Origin of the sequence: Streptomyces sp. CB01373 (assembly GCF_002803075.1) — a bacterium.
GTDB lineage: Bacteria > Actinomycetota > Actinomycetes > Streptomycetales > Streptomycetaceae > Streptomyces.
On sequence record NZ_NNBK01000018.1, the window covers coordinates 82,545 to 99,132 of the forward strand.

At 73.6% G+C, this 16,588-nt stretch carries 16 protein-coding genes; 7 read left to right on the forward strand and 9 right to left on the reverse strand.

Features of this window, described 5'->3' with window-relative positions; translation table 11 throughout:
• Nucleotides 1-221: 221 nt before the first annotated feature.
• Complete coding sequence (locus tag CG719_RS27435) at nt 222-1,583, reverse strand: serine/threonine-protein kinase (protein ID WP_100571379.1); 1,362 nt, start codon at nt 1,581-1,583, stop codon at nt 222-224.
• 46 nt (nt 1,584-1,629) lie between these two features.
• On the opposite strand from CG719_RS27435, the gene CG719_RS27440 reads away from it, so the two are divergent.
• Nucleotides 1,630-2,181 carry an RNA polymerase sigma factor gene (locus CG719_RS27440; protein ID WP_100571380.1) on the forward strand — a complete coding sequence of 184 codons (552 nt, stop codon included), beginning with the start codon at nt 1,630-1,632 and terminating at the stop codon, nt 2,179-2,181.
• A gap of 13 nt (nt 2,182-2,194) precedes the next feature.
• Here the strand turns inward: CG719_RS27440 and CG719_RS27445 are convergent, their stop codons facing one another.
• Complete coding sequence (locus tag CG719_RS27445) at nt 2,195-4,570, reverse strand: SpoIIE family protein phosphatase (RefSeq protein ID WP_100571381.1); 2,376 nt, start codon at nt 4,568-4,570, stop codon at nt 2,195-2,197.
• 216 nt (nt 4,571-4,786) lie between these two features.
• Between CG719_RS27445 and CG719_RS27450 the strand changes: the two genes are divergently transcribed.
• The 4 genes from CG719_RS27450 (at nt 4,787) to CG719_RS27465 (ending at nt 9,685) form a co-directional block, all read left to right on the forward strand.
• Entirely contained in the window at nt 4,787-7,036 is a 2,250-nt protein-coding gene (locus CG719_RS27450; RefSeq protein ID WP_100571382.1) for a glycoside hydrolase family 9 protein, read from the forward strand.
• Nucleotides 7,037-7,186: 150 nt separating this feature from the next.
• Entirely contained in the window at nt 7,187-7,432 is a 246-nt protein-coding gene (locus tag CG719_RS27455) for a hypothetical protein (RefSeq protein WP_100571383.1), read from the forward strand.
• 3 nt (nt 7,433-7,435) lie between these two features.
• Nucleotides 7,436-7,813, forward strand: a complete 378-nt coding sequence (locus tag CG719_RS27460; protein ID WP_100571384.1) for a toxin Doc — start codon at nt 7,436-7,438, stop codon at nt 7,811-7,813.
• 234 nt (nt 7,814-8,047) lie between these two features.
• A complete protein-coding gene (locus tag CG719_RS27465) occupies nt 8,048-9,685 on the forward strand; it encodes an RICIN domain-containing protein (RefSeq protein WP_100571385.1) in 1,638 nt (545 codons plus the stop codon).
• Between the two features lie 186 nt (nt 9,686-9,871).
• Here the strand turns inward: CG719_RS27465 and CG719_RS27470 are convergent, their stop codons facing one another.
• From CG719_RS27470 to CG719_RS27480, 3 genes are all read right to left on the reverse strand, one after another.
• The gene (locus CG719_RS27470) at nt 9,872-10,567 is read right to left on the reverse strand and encodes an alpha/beta fold hydrolase (RefSeq protein WP_100571467.1); all 696 of its coding nucleotides are present in this window, start codon (nt 10,565-10,567) and stop codon (nt 9,872-9,874) included.
• A gap of 92 nt (nt 10,568-10,659) precedes the next feature.
• Nucleotides 10,660-12,261, reverse strand: a complete 1,602-nt coding sequence (locus CG719_RS27475) for a purine-cytosine permease family protein (protein ID WP_100571386.1) — start codon at nt 12,259-12,261, stop codon at nt 10,660-10,662.
• Nucleotides 12,262-12,476: 215 nt separating this feature from the next.
• On the reverse strand, nt 12,477-13,043 hold the full coding sequence (locus tag CG719_RS27480; RefSeq protein WP_100571387.1) for a hypothetical protein: 567 nt from the start codon (nt 13,041-13,043) through the stop codon (nt 12,477-12,479).
• A gap of 224 nt (nt 13,044-13,267) precedes the next feature.
• Between CG719_RS27480 and CG719_RS27485 the strand changes: the two genes are divergently transcribed.
• A complete protein-coding gene (locus tag CG719_RS27485) occupies nt 13,268-13,495 on the forward strand; it encodes a hypothetical protein (RefSeq protein ID WP_100571388.1) in 228 nt (75 codons plus the stop codon).
• Nucleotides 13,496-13,657: 162 nt separating this feature from the next.
• On the opposite strand, the gene CG719_RS27490 is transcribed toward CG719_RS27485, so the two are convergent.
• The 4 genes from CG719_RS27490 to CG719_RS37220 form a co-directional block, all read right to left on the reverse strand.
• Nucleotides 13,658-13,900 (reverse strand): CDGSH iron-sulfur domain-containing protein, encoded by a 243-nt coding sequence (locus tag CG719_RS27490; protein WP_234375786.1) that lies wholly within the window; start codon nt 13,898-13,900, stop codon nt 13,658-13,660.
• On the reverse strand, nt 13,872-14,564 hold the full coding sequence (locus tag CG719_RS27495) for a HemK2/MTQ2 family protein methyltransferase (RefSeq protein WP_100571389.1): 693 nt from the start codon (nt 14,562-14,564) through the stop codon (nt 13,872-13,874). The genes CG719_RS27490 and CG719_RS27495 overlap by 29 nt, the downstream gene beginning before the upstream one ends.
• Entirely contained in the window at nt 14,565-15,578 is a 1,014-nt protein-coding gene (locus CG719_RS27500; protein ID WP_100571390.1) for an iron-containing redox enzyme family protein, read from the reverse strand. It lies immediately after the preceding gene.
• 75 nt (nt 15,579-15,653) lie between these two features.
• Nucleotides 15,654-15,779, reverse strand: coding sequence for a hypothetical protein (locus CG719_RS37220; RefSeq protein ID WP_267895371.1), 126 nt, complete (start codon nt 15,777-15,779; stop codon nt 15,654-15,656).
• A gap of 269 nt (nt 15,780-16,048) precedes the next feature.
• On the opposite strand from CG719_RS37220, the gene CG719_RS27505 reads away from it, so the two are divergent.
• On the forward strand, nt 16,049-16,576 hold the full coding sequence (locus CG719_RS27505) for an SRPBCC family protein (protein ID WP_100571469.1): 528 nt from the start codon (nt 16,049-16,051) through the stop codon (nt 16,574-16,576).
• Nucleotides 16,577-16,588 lie beyond the last annotated feature (12 nt).

The following is a 16,588-nucleotide window of genomic DNA, read 5'->3' on the forward strand; positions in this document are numbered from 1 at the left end:
CCGCGTGCCTCCGGCGCCGGGTGCGTCGTCATGAGTGTCCGATGCGCGGACCGGGCGAAAAGTTCGCGACCGTTCGCACCTTTTTTCCGGGACTTCTTCCAGCGCCCTTCTCCGGTGACTGCCGCCCGCGCGTCTCTCCCCGTGACTCTTCCCGCGCGGAGCCCGGGCGGCTCTCGCCCGAACGGGTCAAGCCGCCCTCGCCCGTACGAGGTCCTGCGGGTTCACGTGACGCGCAGGGAGCGCAGTACGCCGTCGGTCGCGTCGCCGCCGCCGTGCTGGCGGATCTGCACGTACACCTGCGGCTGCCCGCCGCCCGCCGGGACCAGCGCGGTCTCCGTGAGCCGGCCGCCGCCGGGGCATTCGCTCCAGGTCCGGACCCGGCCGTGCCACCGCCCGCCGGTGTAGGCGCGGGCGCCGTCGTAGTGGCAGTCCGGATGGCCGAGCGCGTCGACGCGGGCGGTGACGTCGCCGTGCTCGCTCAGGCCGGCGAACACCCCGCTCACGCCGGCCCCGAGGTCCTGCCACCGGGACAGGTCGACGGCGACGGCGAGCCCCGGCTCGTGCCCGGCGGGCAGCCCCAGCGCCGCCGGGTCCCAGCCGGAGTCACGCAGTTGGCGCCCCCAGCCGTCCGGCACCCGCACCGCGATCCGGCCCGTGGCGTCCTCGACGTCGACCCCGGACGCCGGGGACGGCAGGTCCACCAGGGCGAAAACGGCCCCGACGACGGCGGCGGTGGCCACGGCGGCGAGCATCGCGGCCCTGGACCGCCCGCGCGGGCGGACGGCGGACGCCCGGGCCGAGGCCAGCCGGTCCAGTTCGTCCGCGAACGCCTCGGCGGTGGGCCAGCGCCGTTCGCGGTCCGGCTCCAGGGCCCGCGCCAGGGCCCGCGCGACGCCGGGGTCGAGGCCCGGCCGCAGCCGCTCGGGCCGTACCACCGCGCCGGGTTCGGCGGGCACGGTGCCGGTGACGAGCCGGTAGCCGACCGCGCCGAGGCCGTAGACGTCCGCCCGCGCGTCGATGCCCGCGCCGGGCCCGGCCTGCTCCGGCGGCCGGTACCCGGCCGAACCCGCCGCCAGGGTCAGCCCCGAGGCCTGCGCCAGACTCTTGGCGAGGCCGAGGTCGGCGAGCAGCACCCGGCGGGTGCCGTCCGGCGCGGTGCGCAGCAGCACGTTGCTCGGCTTGACGTCCCGGTGCACGATGCCCGCCTCGTGCAGGGCGTGTGCGGAGCGGGCGGCCAGCGCGGTCAGCCGCAGGGCCTCGGGCACCGGCAGCGGGCCGGCGGCGAGCAGGTCGTCGAGGGTGCCGGCGTCGGCGTACTCCATGACGAAGTACGGTCTGCCGTCAGGGAGTTCGCCGATGTCGTAGACCTGAGCCACCCGGGACGAGCCGGCCCGGCGCAGCAGCCGTGCCTCGGTCAGGAACCGTTCGCGCACGTCGAGGCGGTGGGACCAGTTCTCGGCGAGCACCTTGACGGCCACGGGGGCCTCGAGCTCGTCGTCGTGGGCGAGCCACACCGTGCCGAAGGCGCCCGTGCCCAGGCGCCGTTCGAGCCGGTAGCGGCCGATCCGCTCGAGGGAGTGCATGCGACTATCATGCCTGCCGCGGGATCGACGCAATGGGGGCCTTGTCGTGCAGAACGCCGCGCCGGTCGAAGACCTCGCCCGCCGTGCCGCCGCCGGTGACGGCGCCGCGCTGGAGGCCCTGCTCCAGCAGGTCCGGCCCGAGGTGGTCGGGCGTTGCGGGCGTTTCCTGCCCTGCCGCGAGGACGCCGAGGAGGCCGCGCAGGACGTACTGCTCCAGATCGCGCGCGGGATCACCTCCTTCGAGGGCCGCAGCCTCTTCAGTACCTGGCTCTACACGGTCGTCGCCAACTGCTGCCGCCAGAAGTACCGGGAGCTCAAGCGCCGCGCCGCCGAGCAGCCCGCGCGGATCGAGCCCGCGACGTACGCCGACCCGCGCACCACGAGCGTCATCGCGGGCTCCCGGGTGGACCTGCTGGAGGCGCTGGACCGGCTGGAGCGGGAGCACCCCCATCTGGTGGCGCCGCTGGTGTACCGGGACATCTGCCGGCTGGAGTACGCCGAGGCCGCCGAGCGGGCGGGCGTTGTGCTCGGCACGTTCAAGTCGCGGCTGCACGAGGCGCGCCGGCGGGTACGGCCCTGGCTGGCCGACGGATCCTGAGACCCGGCCGGGCTCACTCGTCGTCGAGCAGGCCCAGCTCGGCCCAGATCGTCTTGCCCTCGGCGGTGTGCCTGCTGCCCCACCTCCGGGTGAGCTGGGCAACCAGCAGCAGGCCGCGGCCGCCCTCGTCCCAGGTCTTGGCCCGGCGCAGATGCGGAGCGGTGTGGGTGGTGTCGGACACCTCGCAGGTCAGGTGCGCCTCGTCGTGGATGAGGCGGAGGCGTATGGGCGGGGTGCCGTACCGGATCGCGTTGGTGACCAGCTCGCTGACGACCAGTTCGGTGGTGAACGCCGCCTCGCTCAGACCCCAGTCGTCGAGCCGGTCGACGACCTGTTTGCGGACCGGGGCGACCAGCGACGGGTCGGCGGGGATGTCCCAGGTCGCCACCTGGGAGGGCGGCAGGGCGCGGGTGCGGGCCAGCAGCAGCGCCGCGTCGTCGGAGGCGCTGCCCGCGGGCAGCAGGGTGCGCAGGACGCGGTCGCAGGCCTCCTCCAGGGAGCCGTCGCGGGCGGCCAGGGCCTTGCACAGCAGCCGGTGGCCGGCGTCGGTGTCCCGCTCGCGGCTCTCCACCAGCCCGTCGGTGTAGAAGCACAGCACACTGCCCTCGGCCAGCTGGAGCTCGACGCTCTCGAACGGCAGTCCGCCCAGGCCCAGGGGCGGTCCGGAGGGCAGCTCGACCCGGCGGGGCGGGCCGTCCGGCGGGATCAGCATCGGCGGCGGGTGCCCGGCGCGGGCGAGCGTGCAGCGCCGGGAGACCGGGTCGTACACCGCGTACAGGCAGGTCGCGCCGACCTCGCCGGGCCGTCCCTCGGCCCCGGCCTCGGCGGACAGCCGGGCCACCACGTCGTCCAGATGGGTGAGCAGCTCGTCGGGGGCGAGGTCGATGTCGGCGAGGGTGCTCACGGCGGTGCGCAGCCGGCCCATGCTGGCCGAGGCCTGCACACCCTGCCCGAGGACGTCCCCGACGACCATGGCGACCCGGCTCCCGGACAGCGGGATCACGTCGAACCAGTCGCCGCCCACCCCGGCCCGGGCCGCCGGGAGGTAGCGGGAGGACGCCTCCACCGCGGCGGTGCGCGGCAGGCTGCGGGGCAGCAGGCTGCGCTGGAGGGCGAGGGCGGTCTCCCGTTCGCGGGAGTAGCGGCGGGCGTTGTCGATGCAGACGGCGGCGCGGGCCGTGACCTCCTCGGCCAGCAGCACGTCGTCGGGCATGAAGGAGGCGGGCTGCCGGAACCGGCTGAACACGGCGACCCCGAGGGTCACGCCCCTGGCCCGGATCGGCACGGACATCGCGGCGTGGACGCCGAGTTCCTGGGAGTGCAGGCGGCGCACCGGGTCCCAGGACAGCCACTTGTCGAGGTCGCCGGACTCCTTGGAGATCACCACGGAGTGACCGGTCACCAGGGAGGCGCCCTGGGGCGAGGTGGCCGGGTACAGCTCGGTCCGCCCGGTGACGGCGAGTGCCTCGGGACTGCCCGCGTTGATGGAGGCGTGGGCGGCCCGGCGCAGCACGACCGGTGTCGTCACCGGTCCGGTGAGGGGTTCCCCGCCGTGCTCGGGCGGATCGAGCAGATCGACGCTGACGAAGTCCGCGAGGGCGGGGACGCAGACGTCGGCGAGTTCCTGCGCCGTCCGGGCGACGTCGAGGGTGGTGCCGATGCGCACGCTCGCCTCGTTGACCAGTTGGAGCCGTTCGCGTGCCCGGTACTGCTCGGTGAAGTCGTGCGCGGCGACGCACACCCCGCGCACCCGTCCCTGCCGGTCGGTGATCGGGGACATCCGGGCCAGCCAGGCGCTCACCTCTCCGTTGCCGCCTATCGGCACATACGTCCGCACGTCGTTGCCCCGGCCGGTGGCGAGGACCTGGTGCATGTGCCACTCGAAGTCCTCGCTCTGCCGGCGGCCGCCGATCTCGGAGATGCGCAGGCCCCTCAGCCGGTCGGCCGGCATCCCGACCACGTCCGCCATCGCGGCGTTCATCCCGTGCAGCCGCAGCCGCTCGTCGTAGATCGCCACCGCGCAGGGCGACTGGATGAGTTCGGCCCGGGCCAGCGGGTCGTCGGGGTCCGGGGGGCCGCCGCCCTCCAGCGGGGTGACCAGAAGCCAGTTGCCGCCGTCCTCCGGGCGCCGGTGGTGGGCCAGGATCCAGACGGGCAGCGCCCGCCCGTCGCGGTGCCGCACGGTGAGCGTGCCGTTCCAGCAGGGCTCGTCGGGAAGGGCCACGACCGGGCCGTCGTCCAGCAGATTCGCCGCCCGCTCGCCCAGCACCTCCTCGGGCGCCCAGCCGAGCAGCCGGCGCGCGCCCTCGTTCCAGTCGACGAGGACGCCGTGCTCGTCGACGACAGCCCGGGCCGTGGCCGCGTCGTCGAACGGATACACGGGGCTCATCGTCGCCACTCCATCGCGCACACTCACAGTTAACAGGTGCGTCACTTCCGTCCCAGCCTAGTGCGTACCGGCGCCGTACGGACGGCGACCCCCTGCACGGAGGCAATACGTCCCGTCAGGACCGTTGACGGATGTCATGGCTGCAACAAGCATGGTGCGTCCGCCCTTGGGAGCGCTCCCATAGGTGTTCCGTACCCTCCCCCGAGGAGCCCAGACGTGAAACGACGCAGAACCACCCTGCTGTCCGTGGCAGCCCTGCTCGCGGCGGCCCTCGCCACCCTGCCGTCCGCCCCGCAAGCCCTGGCCGACGAGGTCGAGCAGGTCAGGAACGGCACCTTCGACACCACCACCGAGCCGTGGTGGACGACCAGCAACGTCACCGCGGGCCTCTCCGACGGCCGGCTGTGCGCCGACGTGCCCGGCGGCACCGCCAACCGCTGGGACGCCGCCGTCGGACAGAACGACATCACCCTGGTGAAGGGTGAGAGTTACCGCTTGTCGTTCTCGGCGACCGGCACCCCCGACGCGCACGTCGTGCGGGCGCTCGCGGGGCTCTCCGTGGCGCCGTACGACACCTGGTTCGAGGTGAGCCCGCAGCTGAGCGTCTCGGGCAACGTCTACTCCTACACCTTCACGTCCCCCGTGGACACCACCCAGGGTCAGGTCGCCTTCCAGCTCGGCGGCACTCCGGACCCCTGGCGCTTCTGCCTGGACGACGTGTCACTCCTCGGCGGGGTCGCGCCGGAGGTCTACGAGCCCGACACCGGGCCGCGGGTGAGGGTCAACCAGGTCGGCTATCTGCCCGGCGGGCCGAAGAACGCCACGCTGGTCACCGACGCCGGCGCCAAGCTGCCCTGGCGGCTGCGCGACGCCCGCGGGAAGGACGTGGCCCACGGCTGGAGCGCACCGCGCGGCACGGACGTCTCCTCCGGGCAGAGGGTGCACTCGATCGACTTCGGCACCTACCGGGGGAGCGGCAAGGGCTTCACCCTGGTCGCCGACGGCGAGACGAGCCACCCGTTCGACATCGGCGACGGCGTCTACGACCGGCTCCGCCTGGACTCGCTGAAGTACTACTACACCCAGCGCAGCGGCATCCCGATCCGCGAGGACCTGCGGCCCGGCTACGGCCGCCAGGCCGGCCATCTGAACGCCGCCCCCAACCAGGGCGACTCCAAGGTGCCCTGCCAACCGGGCCTGTGCGACTACACACTGGACGTCACCGGCGGCTGGTACGACGCCGGCGACCACGGCAAGTACGTCGTCAACGGCGGCATCACCACCTGGGGACTGCTGAGCACCTACGAGCGCACCCTGCACGCGCGCACCGCCCGGCCCGCGAGCCTCGGTGACCGGACGCTCGCCCTCCCGGAGAGCGGGAACAAGGTGCCCGACATCCTGGACGAGGCCCGCTGGGAGCTGGAGTTCCTGCTGAGGATGCAGGTGCCGGCCGGGCAGCCGCTGGCCGGCATGGCGCACAGCAAGGTCCACGACGAGCAGTGGACGGGGCTGCCGCTGCTGCCCAGCCAGGACCCGCAGAAGCGCGAACTGCACCGGCCGACCACCCAGGCGACCCTGAACCTGGCGGCGACCGCCGCGCAGGCCGCCCGCCTCTACGAGCCCTACGACCGCGCCTTCGCGGCGAAGGCCCTGCGGGCCGCGCGCACGGCCTGGTCCGCCGCGCTCGCCCACCCCGCCGTGTACCCCGACCCGGACGACGGCATCGGTGGCGGCGCGTACCCCGACGACAACGCCACCGACGAGTTCTACTGGGCGGCCGCCGAGCTGTACCTCACCACCGGTGAGCGGCAGTTCGCCGACTACGTGACCAAGTCGCCCCTGCACACGGCCGACATCTTCGGGAACGTCAGCTTCGACTGGGCCGCCACCGCGGTGCCCGCCCGCCTCGACCTCGCCACCGTCCCGAGCAGGCTGCCCGGCCGGGAGAAGGTGCGCCAGTCGGTGATCAAGGGCGCCGGCAAGTACCTGGCCACACTGAAGGCGCAGCCCTACGGCATGCCGTACGCGCCCGCCGGCAACATGTACGACTGGGGCTCCAACAGCCAGATCCTCAACAACGCCCGTGTCCTCGCCGCCGCCTACGACCTCGACGGTGCCACGAAGTTCCGCGACGGCGCGGTGCAGAGCATGGACTACATCCTGGGCCGCAACGCCCTCAACATCTCCTACGTCACCGGCTACGGCACGGTCAGCTCCCACAACCAGCACAGCCGCTGGTACGCCCACGAGCTCGAGCCGAGCCTGCCGAACCCGCCGAGGGGCACCGTCTCCGGCGGGGCCAACTCCAGCATCCAGGACCCGTACGCGCAGGGCAAACTCCAGGGCTGCGTGGGCCAGTTCTGCTACATCGACGACATCGAGTCCTGGTCGACGAACGAGACGGCCATCAACTGGAACGCGGCGCTGGCCTGGATGGCCTCCTTCGCGGCGGACCAGGGCCACTAGGCCGGACCACCAGCAGGAACGCCGCCGCGCCCCCCCAGTGGCGCGGCGGCGCTGCCCCCCACGGCTGCGGACCTGCCGTCGGTACCACCGTCTCATCGCCGTGACCAGCGGGTATTTACGGGAAAGTACCCGCGCGGTACCGTGTGGGTCATGCCAGCTCTCAATGTGGAGTTCAGCGACCGCGAGCTCGAGGACCTGCGCCAGATCGCCAAGGAACGCGGCACGTCGATGAAGGCACTCGTGCGCGAGGCCGCCGCCGCGGACATAGCCCGGCACCGGGCCCTCCAGGAGGGTGCCGAGGCCTTCCGGCGGTTCTTCACCGCACACGCGGACGAGTTCGCGACGGCCTTTCCCGAGGACGAGACGGCCACGAAGGGCGAGGGGCGGGCAGCCTGACCGATGACGACCGTCATCCACATCGACGTGCCCTGGCTGCTCCAGCGGCACGAGGAAGTCCTGCCGGACCAGCCCGCGGTGGACGACTTCTCGGCCCTGGTGGCCGCCGTCGCCCGCCACCGCGTCGACCCGCCGCGTCTCGGCGTCGACTCCGATCCCGCCTGGCGGGCCGCCGCCCTGCTGCACACCCTCGCCCTGCTCAAACCCCTGCCGTCGGCCAACGCCCGCTTCGCCTGCGCGACGGCCGTGGCCTACATGTACGTCAGCGGCGTCGGCATCGACCCGCCCTACGGCGCCCTCGTCGACCTCACCCGCGACCTGATGTCCGGCAAGACCGACGTCTACGGCGCCGCCGACCGCCTGCGCTCCTGGGAGATCTGACAGCCCTTGCCGCATGCCCCCGGTGACGTCCCGCTTCCTGAATTTCCGTCAATGATGCCCGTGTTGTCTGCATGTCTTGTTGCGCGTCAATGAGCTGTGCAAGGCTGAGCGGTCCGTGCGTGGGCAAGGGCCGGTTCTGAAGAGACAGTTGGGGAGTCGAGCCGAATCGTCCGCCGGCCGTGTGCCAGACCCGCGGGCCCGCTCCACACCGGTACGTACCAAAGGAAGTCTTTCGTGCCCACCCCCCACCCCTCTCGTCCCCCCAGCCCGCCGCCCGGCTGGGTCCCCGGGGAGCCCGACGAATCCATCGCCGCCCGGCTCACCGGCAGCACCGACGAGGAAGTCGCCCACTGCGTCGCCCTGCTGATCGCGCGCCACTGGCAACCCGTCCACGACTACGCGGTGATCTGCCTCGCCTCGTCGGCGCCCCTCGCGGCCATGGTGACCTCGGCCGCCTTCCATCAGGTCTTCGACCGGCTGACCGTGGGCGAGCCCGGCGTCGCGCTGCGCCCCCGGCTGCTGCTGACCGTGCGGGACACGGTCCGGCTCTGGGCCGCCGAGGACCGTATATCCGCCGCGCTGCCCGAGCTGCACAAACCCGCCGGCGGCCGGGGCATGCGGGCCGCCGCGTCCCTGGTCCCGGACAACCGCCGGCTCGCCCAGCGGTCCTTCGAGAACCTTGTCCCGGCCGCCCGGTGCCTGCTGTGGCACACCGAGGTCGAGGCCGAACCGCTCGATGTCCCGGCCGGGTTGCTGGGCATGGACGAGGAGACCGCCTTCCGCACGCTGGAAGAGGCCCGGGACAAGTTCCGCGAGGGCTGCCTGCGCGCCCACCGCGAACTCGCGACGGGCGACGACTGCCGGTATTACAACCGGCTGCTGGAGGCACCGATCCGCCGCGGCGGCGGTCTGCTGCCGGACGTCAAGCGGCACATGGACGACTGCCGCTACTGCCGGGACGCCGCCGCGCAGCTCGGCCTGCTGGAGAACGCGCCGGGCGTGCTGCTCGCCGAGGCGGTGCTCGGCTGGGGCGCCCGCCGATACTACGACTCCCGTCCGGGCCGCGCCGGACAGACCCCGCGCACGAAGGGCTCCGGCCGGCACGGTGGAAGACGGCCGGGCGGCGGCGGCCGTGGCTGGCCGCTGTCCCGGTTCGCCGCGCAGGGCCGCCGAGCCTCCGGCGGCCCGCGGTCGTCCCGGGCGCTGCGCACCGGCCTCGGCCTCGTCTCCGCCTCACTGCTCGCGACCGTGCTCGGCGTCAGCCTGTGGTCGCATGGCGACGGCACCGCCCCGGCCGCGTCCACCGGCGCGCGGGACACGGCGCACGGCACCGACTCCGGCACCCCGCCCGACGGTTCCGCGACACCCCGCTTCACCGTGCCGTCCCCTTCGGCCGACGAGATCCGGCTGCGCAACGTCGCGGCCGGACTGTGCCTGGCCGTGCGGGACGAGCCGAAGGCCGGGGCCGCCACCGAACTGGCCGAGTGCTCCTCGGCCTGGAACCAGCGGTGGACGCTGGAGGCCGACGGGCTGCTGAGCAGCGTCGCCGCCCCCGGCCTGTGCCTGGACTCGCACGCGGACGCGGGCGTGGTCGTCCTCGGCACCTGCGCCAAGGCCGGTGACGAGCGGGGCCCCGACGTGCGCTACGGCATCAGCGCGCAGGGGGAGTTGCTGCCCCGCTGGGGCGAAGGACTCGCGCTCACCACCGCCGCGGCGCAGGCGGAGGCGGACATCGTCGTCAAGGTCGACGACGGCACCGCCGCGCAGCGCTGGTCGGCCGAGCCCGTATCGGTGACTCCGGGCCCGCTCTCGGTCGCCGGGACGAGCGCCCCGCCCACCCACCGGCCCACACCACCGGACGTCACGGCGTAATCCGGGGCGACCGCCGCCGGCGCCCGACGCGTCGGCCCAGCACGGAAGGCTTCCAGCGCCGCACCTCCTGCCGGGCTGGAAGCCGCCCGTGAGCGGGGTCGGGAGCCTCGCTGAGTGGTTGCGTGCACCCGACCGTACTGGCCGGTCGGCAGCGCTCAGCAGCCCCCGGAGCGGACCGTCCGGTCGTCAGTTCAGGGCCGCGGCCTTGGCCAGGAGCGCGGCCAGTTCTCGGGGCCGGGAGAACATCGGCCAGTGGCCGGTGTCCATCTCCACCAGATTCCAGCGCTCGCTCCTGAGTGCCTCGGCCACGGCGGGCATCGGCTCGGGCCCGTCCAGCAGGCACTTGACGTACGTCGCCGGCAGCTCGCCGACGGGGTGCCGCAGCACGGCCGGCTCGGTGAGCGTGGCGCCGGGGTGCGGTGTGCCCTCGGTGACGATGCGGTGGATCTGCTCGTCGGTCAGTTCCTGGCCGGCGTAGTCGTCCGGGGGCAGCGGCGGCCAGAAGCCGCCGTGCGCGTCGAGCGCACGGCGGACGTCGTCGCTGTCGAAACCCGACAGGAACGGCCGGCCGTCGACCGGCACGTTGGAGTCCACGAACACCACGCGCCGCAGCCGGCCGCCGATCCGCTCGGCCGCCTGGCCGACCGGGATGCCCGAGTAGCTGTGCCCGACCAGGACCACGTCCCGCAGGTCGCGGCGCTCCACGTGGCCGACGATGTCCTGGACGTGGGTCTGCTGCCCGGCCGGCAGGTCCTTCTTCTCGGCGAGACCGCTGAGGCTGAGGGCGTGCACGTCGTGCCCGGCCTCGCGCAGGCCGGGCAGCACCTCGTCCCACGCCCAGGCACCCAGCCAGGCGCCCGCCACCAATACGAAGTGAGTCATGTCCACCAACGTATCCCCGGGGTGTGACAACGCCCCGCGCACCGAGCGCCGTAGGTCCGGGAGGGCGGCGGCGCGCCGCCCTCCCGGACCGGTCAGCCGGCCTTCGCGGGCACCACCGCCGCGCCGCCGTCCGGCGCGCCCGGTCCGGTGACCGGCGGCACCGGGACGTCGACGGCACGCACCAGCCGCGGGCCCTCGGGACCGTAGACCGCCCGGGGCTCGGGGAACAGCCACAGCAGCGCGAGGAACAGCACCGCGGCCGACGCCAGCGACAGCGGCAGGCTGATGTCGACGCCGTTCGCCACGTCGCCCAGGGGGCCGACGAACTGCCCGGGGATGTTGGTGAACAGCACCCCGATCAGCGCCGACACCCACCAGGCGGTCAGTCCGCGCCAGTTCCAGCCGTGGGTGAACCAGTAACGCCCGCCGCGCTGACGGCGGTTGAAGACCTGGAGCGCGTCCGGGTCGTACCAGCCGCGGCGGGTCCAGAAGCCGAGCATCATCACGACCATCCACGGCGTGGTGCAGGTGACGATCATCGTGGCGAACGTGGAGATCGACTGCACCAGGTTCAGCGCGAACCGCCCGATGAAGATGAACGCGAAGGCCAGCAGACCCACCAGCACCGTCGCCCGCACCCGGGACAGCCACGGGACCACCGAGGCGAAGTCGAGGCCGGTGCCGTACAGGGAGGTCGTGCCGGTCGACATGCCGCCGATCAGCGCGAGCAGGCACACCGGCAGGAAGAACCAGCTCGGCGAGATCGCGAGCAGTCCGCCCACGAAGTCCGGAGCGTCGGCGTCGACGTACGAGGGGGCCTTGGTGGCGATGATGCTCGCCGTCGCCAGACCGAAGACGAACGGCAGCAGGGTGGCGATCTGCGCCAGGAACGCGGCGCCGACCACGCGGCGACGCGGGGCGTCGGCCGGGATGTAGCGCGACCAGTCGCCGAGGAACGCGCCGAACGACACCGGGTTGGACAGCACGATCAGGGCCGCGCCGATGAACGACGGCCAGAACATGGACCGCGTGGCCGCGTCCGCCGAGGCGGTGAACACCCCGGCGTACCCCGGGTCGAAGTCGCCGGCGAACGCGATCGCGCCGAGCAGGAACAGCACGCTCGCCGAGGTCACCGCGATCTTGTTGACGAACAGCATGAAGCGGAAGCCGTAGACGCACACCACGAGGACCAGCGCGGCGAACACCGCGTAGGCGACCGCGTACGACGCGGTGCCGCGCGGCAGCCCGAAGAGCCGGTGCGCGCCGCCGACCAGGGCGTCGCCGGAGCTCCACACCGAGATGGAGAAGAACGCGGTGGCGGTCAGCAGCGACAGGAACGAGCCGACCACCCGGCCGTGGACACCCAGGTGCGCCGAGGAGGAGACGGCGTTGTTGGTGCCGTTGACGGGGCCGAACACCGCCATCGGACACAGGATCAGCGCGCCCGCGACGACCCCGAGGAGGGTGGCCGCCAGGCCCTGCCAGAAGGAGAGGCCGAACAGGATCGGGAAGGCGCCCAGGACACAGGTGGAGAAGGTGTTCGCGCCGCCGAAGGCGATGCGGAACAGGTCCAGGGGCCGGGCGGAGCGGTCGGCGTCGGGGATGCGCTCGATGCCGTGGGTCTCGACCTCGGTGAGGGACGGCGCGGCGGGGGAGGGGGCAGGCGGGGCCTGCGGTGACTGTTGCGGGGACATGGGGGCTCCATCGGAGGACGGCGGTGGAGCGCCTGGTGGCGCGGCGGGTGGACGGGTGCTCGCCGGCGCGGGGTGTGCGGCGGGAAGATCACCGTTCTCGGGGGTCCGCTGACGCTAAGACGCCGCACCCGGACCACACCAGAGGACGGTTCATCCATCTTTCCCGCCCCCGCTGGACGAATCCTCCACCCTCCGCTCACCCTCCACCCTCCAGTTCACCCCTCCGTGTCGTGAGCGTCCTCGCCGTGGGTGCCCTCGGGCCGGGCGTCGGGCCCCTGGGCCCGGACCCGCTGCACGTGTTCCAGCGACGCGCGCAGTTCGCCGAGCCACTCGTCGGTGTGCCGCTGGACCAGGCGCACGCACCAGGCGAGGGCGTCACTGCGGCTACGGGCGACGCCGCCCGCGATCAGGGTGTCGAGGACCTGGCGCTCGGGCTGGCGCAGCCGCGTCATGACGGGCGCGGCGACATGCGTGAACAGGGCGCGCCGCCCGTCGCACTCCACGCCCCAGGACACCTTCCGGCCGAACCGGTGCTCGCCCTCGCGGGCCACCGCCATCCGGTCCTCGCGGGTGCGCTCCCGGAACTCCCGCACCCGGCCCTCGACGGCCGCCTCCCGCTCCGCGGACCCGGCGTCCCCGGCGAGCCGGGGTGCGGGAATCCGGCCGATGACGGTGATCTCCTCGCGGTCCACCGCCACCTCGACCAGTTCCTCGAACAGATCGTCCGGCAGCCGGCCGGCGAACCAGCCGCGCACTTTCTCCAGCTGCTCTGTCGTAATCATGTAATGACCATTACGCGACACGACCTTGAACACAAGGGGTCATGGACCAGTCCGCCGAGAGCGGAACAGGACTGTTTCAGGACGATTGGCGGACATTGGGAAACAGGCCATTCGGCCGGATCCGATGATCGTCGGGCCCGTGGGCAAAGGGCCGTCGCGGCGGCGTTCCGTGACTTCACGCCACTGATTCAATACGCAAGGTTACCGAAACCCGCGGGTTCGACGTGAGTTTCCGTCGCGGACTCGGCAGACTCCAGCACGCCGCCCCGGCATCGACCGAGCCCGGACCGGCACCCGACGACTTCCGGCGGAAGGAAGCGCACGATGCGGAACGCCGCACGCTGGGCAGCGACTCTCGGCCTGACGGCCCCGACGCCTTCCGGCACGGCAAGCGCACCTACTCCGACGAGTGCGTGAAGAACGCTTCGGTGACGAGCGTCTTCGCGTTCTGAGAGCCGGAATCGCGCGTCCCACGCGCACCTGGAGGCCCCGTGGCTGGGGAGCGCGGGGCCTGCGGCGGGGACGGGGCGATTCCGTACCAGGGGCCGGCGGGCGGTGTGGGGCCGCCCGCCGGCCCCTGCACAGGCCGCGGTGCCCCCGAGGTGGGGCGCCCGCTACGCCCGGTCGCGGTGGCTGGTGTCGCACCAGGGGTAGCGGCGGCTGCGGCGGCAGGTGCACAGGGCGACACGAAAGCGGTCCGAGAAGACGATGCTGCCGTCCTCCAGTTCCACCTCGACCGGCCCGTCGACCAGGATCGGACCGCGGCGCCGCATCGTGACCCGGCGGGGCGGACCGGGCCGCGGACCGTCCGCGGAGGTGTTCGGGTTGTCACCCTTGTCCGGGCGGGCGTTCGGCACGGATCACCACCAGCTCTTCCTTCTCGTCGGCCGCTTCCGCCGCGGACAGCAGACCGCTCTCCCGCAGCCAGCCGCGCCGCGACCGCAGTACGGGTCCGAAGGCGATGCGGCGGCGGCGCACCACCGCCGCCTCGAGGCCGGCCGCGCGCAGCCGGTGCAGGCTGCGGTCGGGATCGCTCAGCGCGGAGTGCACGACCAGCAGCACGCCCCCGGGCCGCAGCAGCCGGGGCGCGTCCCGGCAGATCCGGTCCAGGGCGAGCCGCCCGTCGCGGCCCGCGTCCCAGGCCCGGCGCCTGCCGCGCGGCCCGCGCCGGGTGTCGGGGGCCGGGACGTACGGCGGGTTGGCCAGGACCACGTCGAACGACCGTCCGCGCACCGGACCGAAGAGGTCCCCGCGGTGGATGCGGACCGGAAGCCGGCTGAGCCGGGCGTTGAGCCGGGCCGTCCACACCGCGCGCCAGGACACGTCCACCGCCGTCACCCGTGCGCCCCTCCGGGCGGCCACCAGCGCCAGTGCGCCGCTCCCGGTGCCCACGTCGAGGACTCGCGCGCCCGGCTTCCACGGTTCGTCGGACAGGGCCTCGGCCAGCAGCGCGGTGTCATCCTGCGGGGCGTAGACACCCGGAAGCACCAGTGCGTTCACATCCGGCGGGTACCCCGGCATTCAGGAGATACCGGTCGTTTCCGCCGCGAGGGGTGTCCGCAGCGACGACCGGCCGGCCCGCCAGTCGGCGAGCAGCCGCCCGCCGAAACGGTCCTCCAGGTATCCGGTCGCGTCGATGCCGAAGGCCACGTCGGACGCCAGCTCCGGCTCCTCGGCCAGCAGCCCGCCGATGACGTCGTGGCGTACGACCTGCTCGTGCACCGCGTCCGCCTCCACGTGCTCGTCGTAGAAGAACCGCGCGGCCGGTCCCGCGCCCGTCCGGCGCATGGCCTCGGCCAGTCGGCGGGAGCCGGGGGAGGAGGTGATCTCGACCGCGGCGAAATGCCCCACCAGGGCGCCCCGCAGCTCGCGGTGCAGGCCGAACAGGGACATCAGGTTCACCGTCGCCAGCGCTTCCGCCGTGGCCGCGTCCAGGTGGCGGCCGTATGTCGTGTCCAGGCCCAGGTCCGCCATCAGGTCGGCGAACAGCCGGGCGTGGACGCGCTCGGCGCGGCCGCCGCCCCACTCGTCGAACTCGACCGCCGCCATCGCCGCCTTGGCCCGGCCCCACAGGCGCGGCAGCACCCAGGCGTGCGGGTCGGCCTCCTTGAGGTGGTACAGGGAGCGCTGTGCCGCGTACTCGCGCAACTGCCACAGCCTGCCCTCGTCCCGCAGGTAGTGACTGACCCCGGTGCCCTCGACCGGCTCGACGAGCACCTGGGCGAGTGCGTCGTCGAGGCTGTCGTGCACGGGCGTGTCGGCGCGCAGGGCGGTCAGGAAGCGGTGCTCCAGGGCCGAGCGGACCGCCAGCAGGCCCGGGTCCCACTCGTACCGGGCGTCGACCTCCGCGAAGCCGCGGTAGTGCAGCTCGTAGCAGAGGTACAGGGCGAGCTGGAGATCGTCGCCGTAGGCCGCCGCGCCGCCGGCGTCCTCGGCACGGGGCGGCGGACCGGTGCCCCGCAGGTACGCCGTCACAGCCGCGGAGACCGGCCCACGGGCGGGAGGCAGCTCGGGTCCTCGCCGATCGTCGGCCATGGACCCCGGGTACCCGTGACGCCCGGCGAGCCACCCTCGTCCTTCCCGGCCCAAGAGGCACCGGGACCGGCCGGGTCAGTCGCCCTCGGACTCCTCCTCGGCCCGGGTGCTCGGGGTGATGGCGTCGCCCGCCTCGCCCCGGTGGCGCCGCCCGGCGGCCCCCGTGACGTCCTTCTCGGCGTTCTCGAACTCGCGCAGCACCTCGCCTGCCGCTGTCTCCGGCCGGTCGGAGCGTCGCTCGTCACCACCGGTGTCCCCGCGCTTCCCGGGCTTCTCGGCCGTGGCCGCCTCCTGTCCTCGTCCGGTCCGCTTCGGGCGGAACCACGCGGCCGCCGGAGCGGCTGGTGGTGGATCTCGTGCCCCACGCGTACCCGGCCCGGCGGTTCCATGCGCCCCGCACGGGCCCGGCCCGGTACATTCCGTCGACGCCGACCCCCTCCTCCGAGGCAGACCCCGAAGGACTGATCCCCATGCCCGCGGACCTCACCGGCACCTTTCTGCGGCTCGGCGACGGCCGCCCCGCCCTTCGCTTCACCCGCGTCCACGGCCATCCCGTGGACCGCGTCTGGCACTTCGTGACCGACCCCGGCGAACTCGCGCTGTGGTTCCCCTTCCGCGCCGAGATGGACCTGCGGCCCGGCGGCACCATCGCCTTCCGCGGGGAGACGGGGGCGGAGGAGTTCACCGGCACCGTGCTCGCCGTCGACCCGCCCCGGCACCTGTCCTTCGAGTGGGGCGGCGACGAACTCCACTTCGACCTGGAAGAACTCGACGACCGGCACACCCGCCTCACCCTCACCGACGTCCTCGCCGCCGAGGACACCGCCGCCCGCAACGGCGCCGGCTGGGAGGTCTGCCTTGCCGCCCTGGACGCCCGGGCGCGCGGCGAGCGCTTCGAGGGACCGCACGCCGGAGTCCACGCCCCGTGGAAGGGCTTCTACGAGGCGTACGTCGCCGCCGGAGTCCCCTCCGGGGCGCCCATCCCGGGCGAGGACTGAACGGCCGGGCCT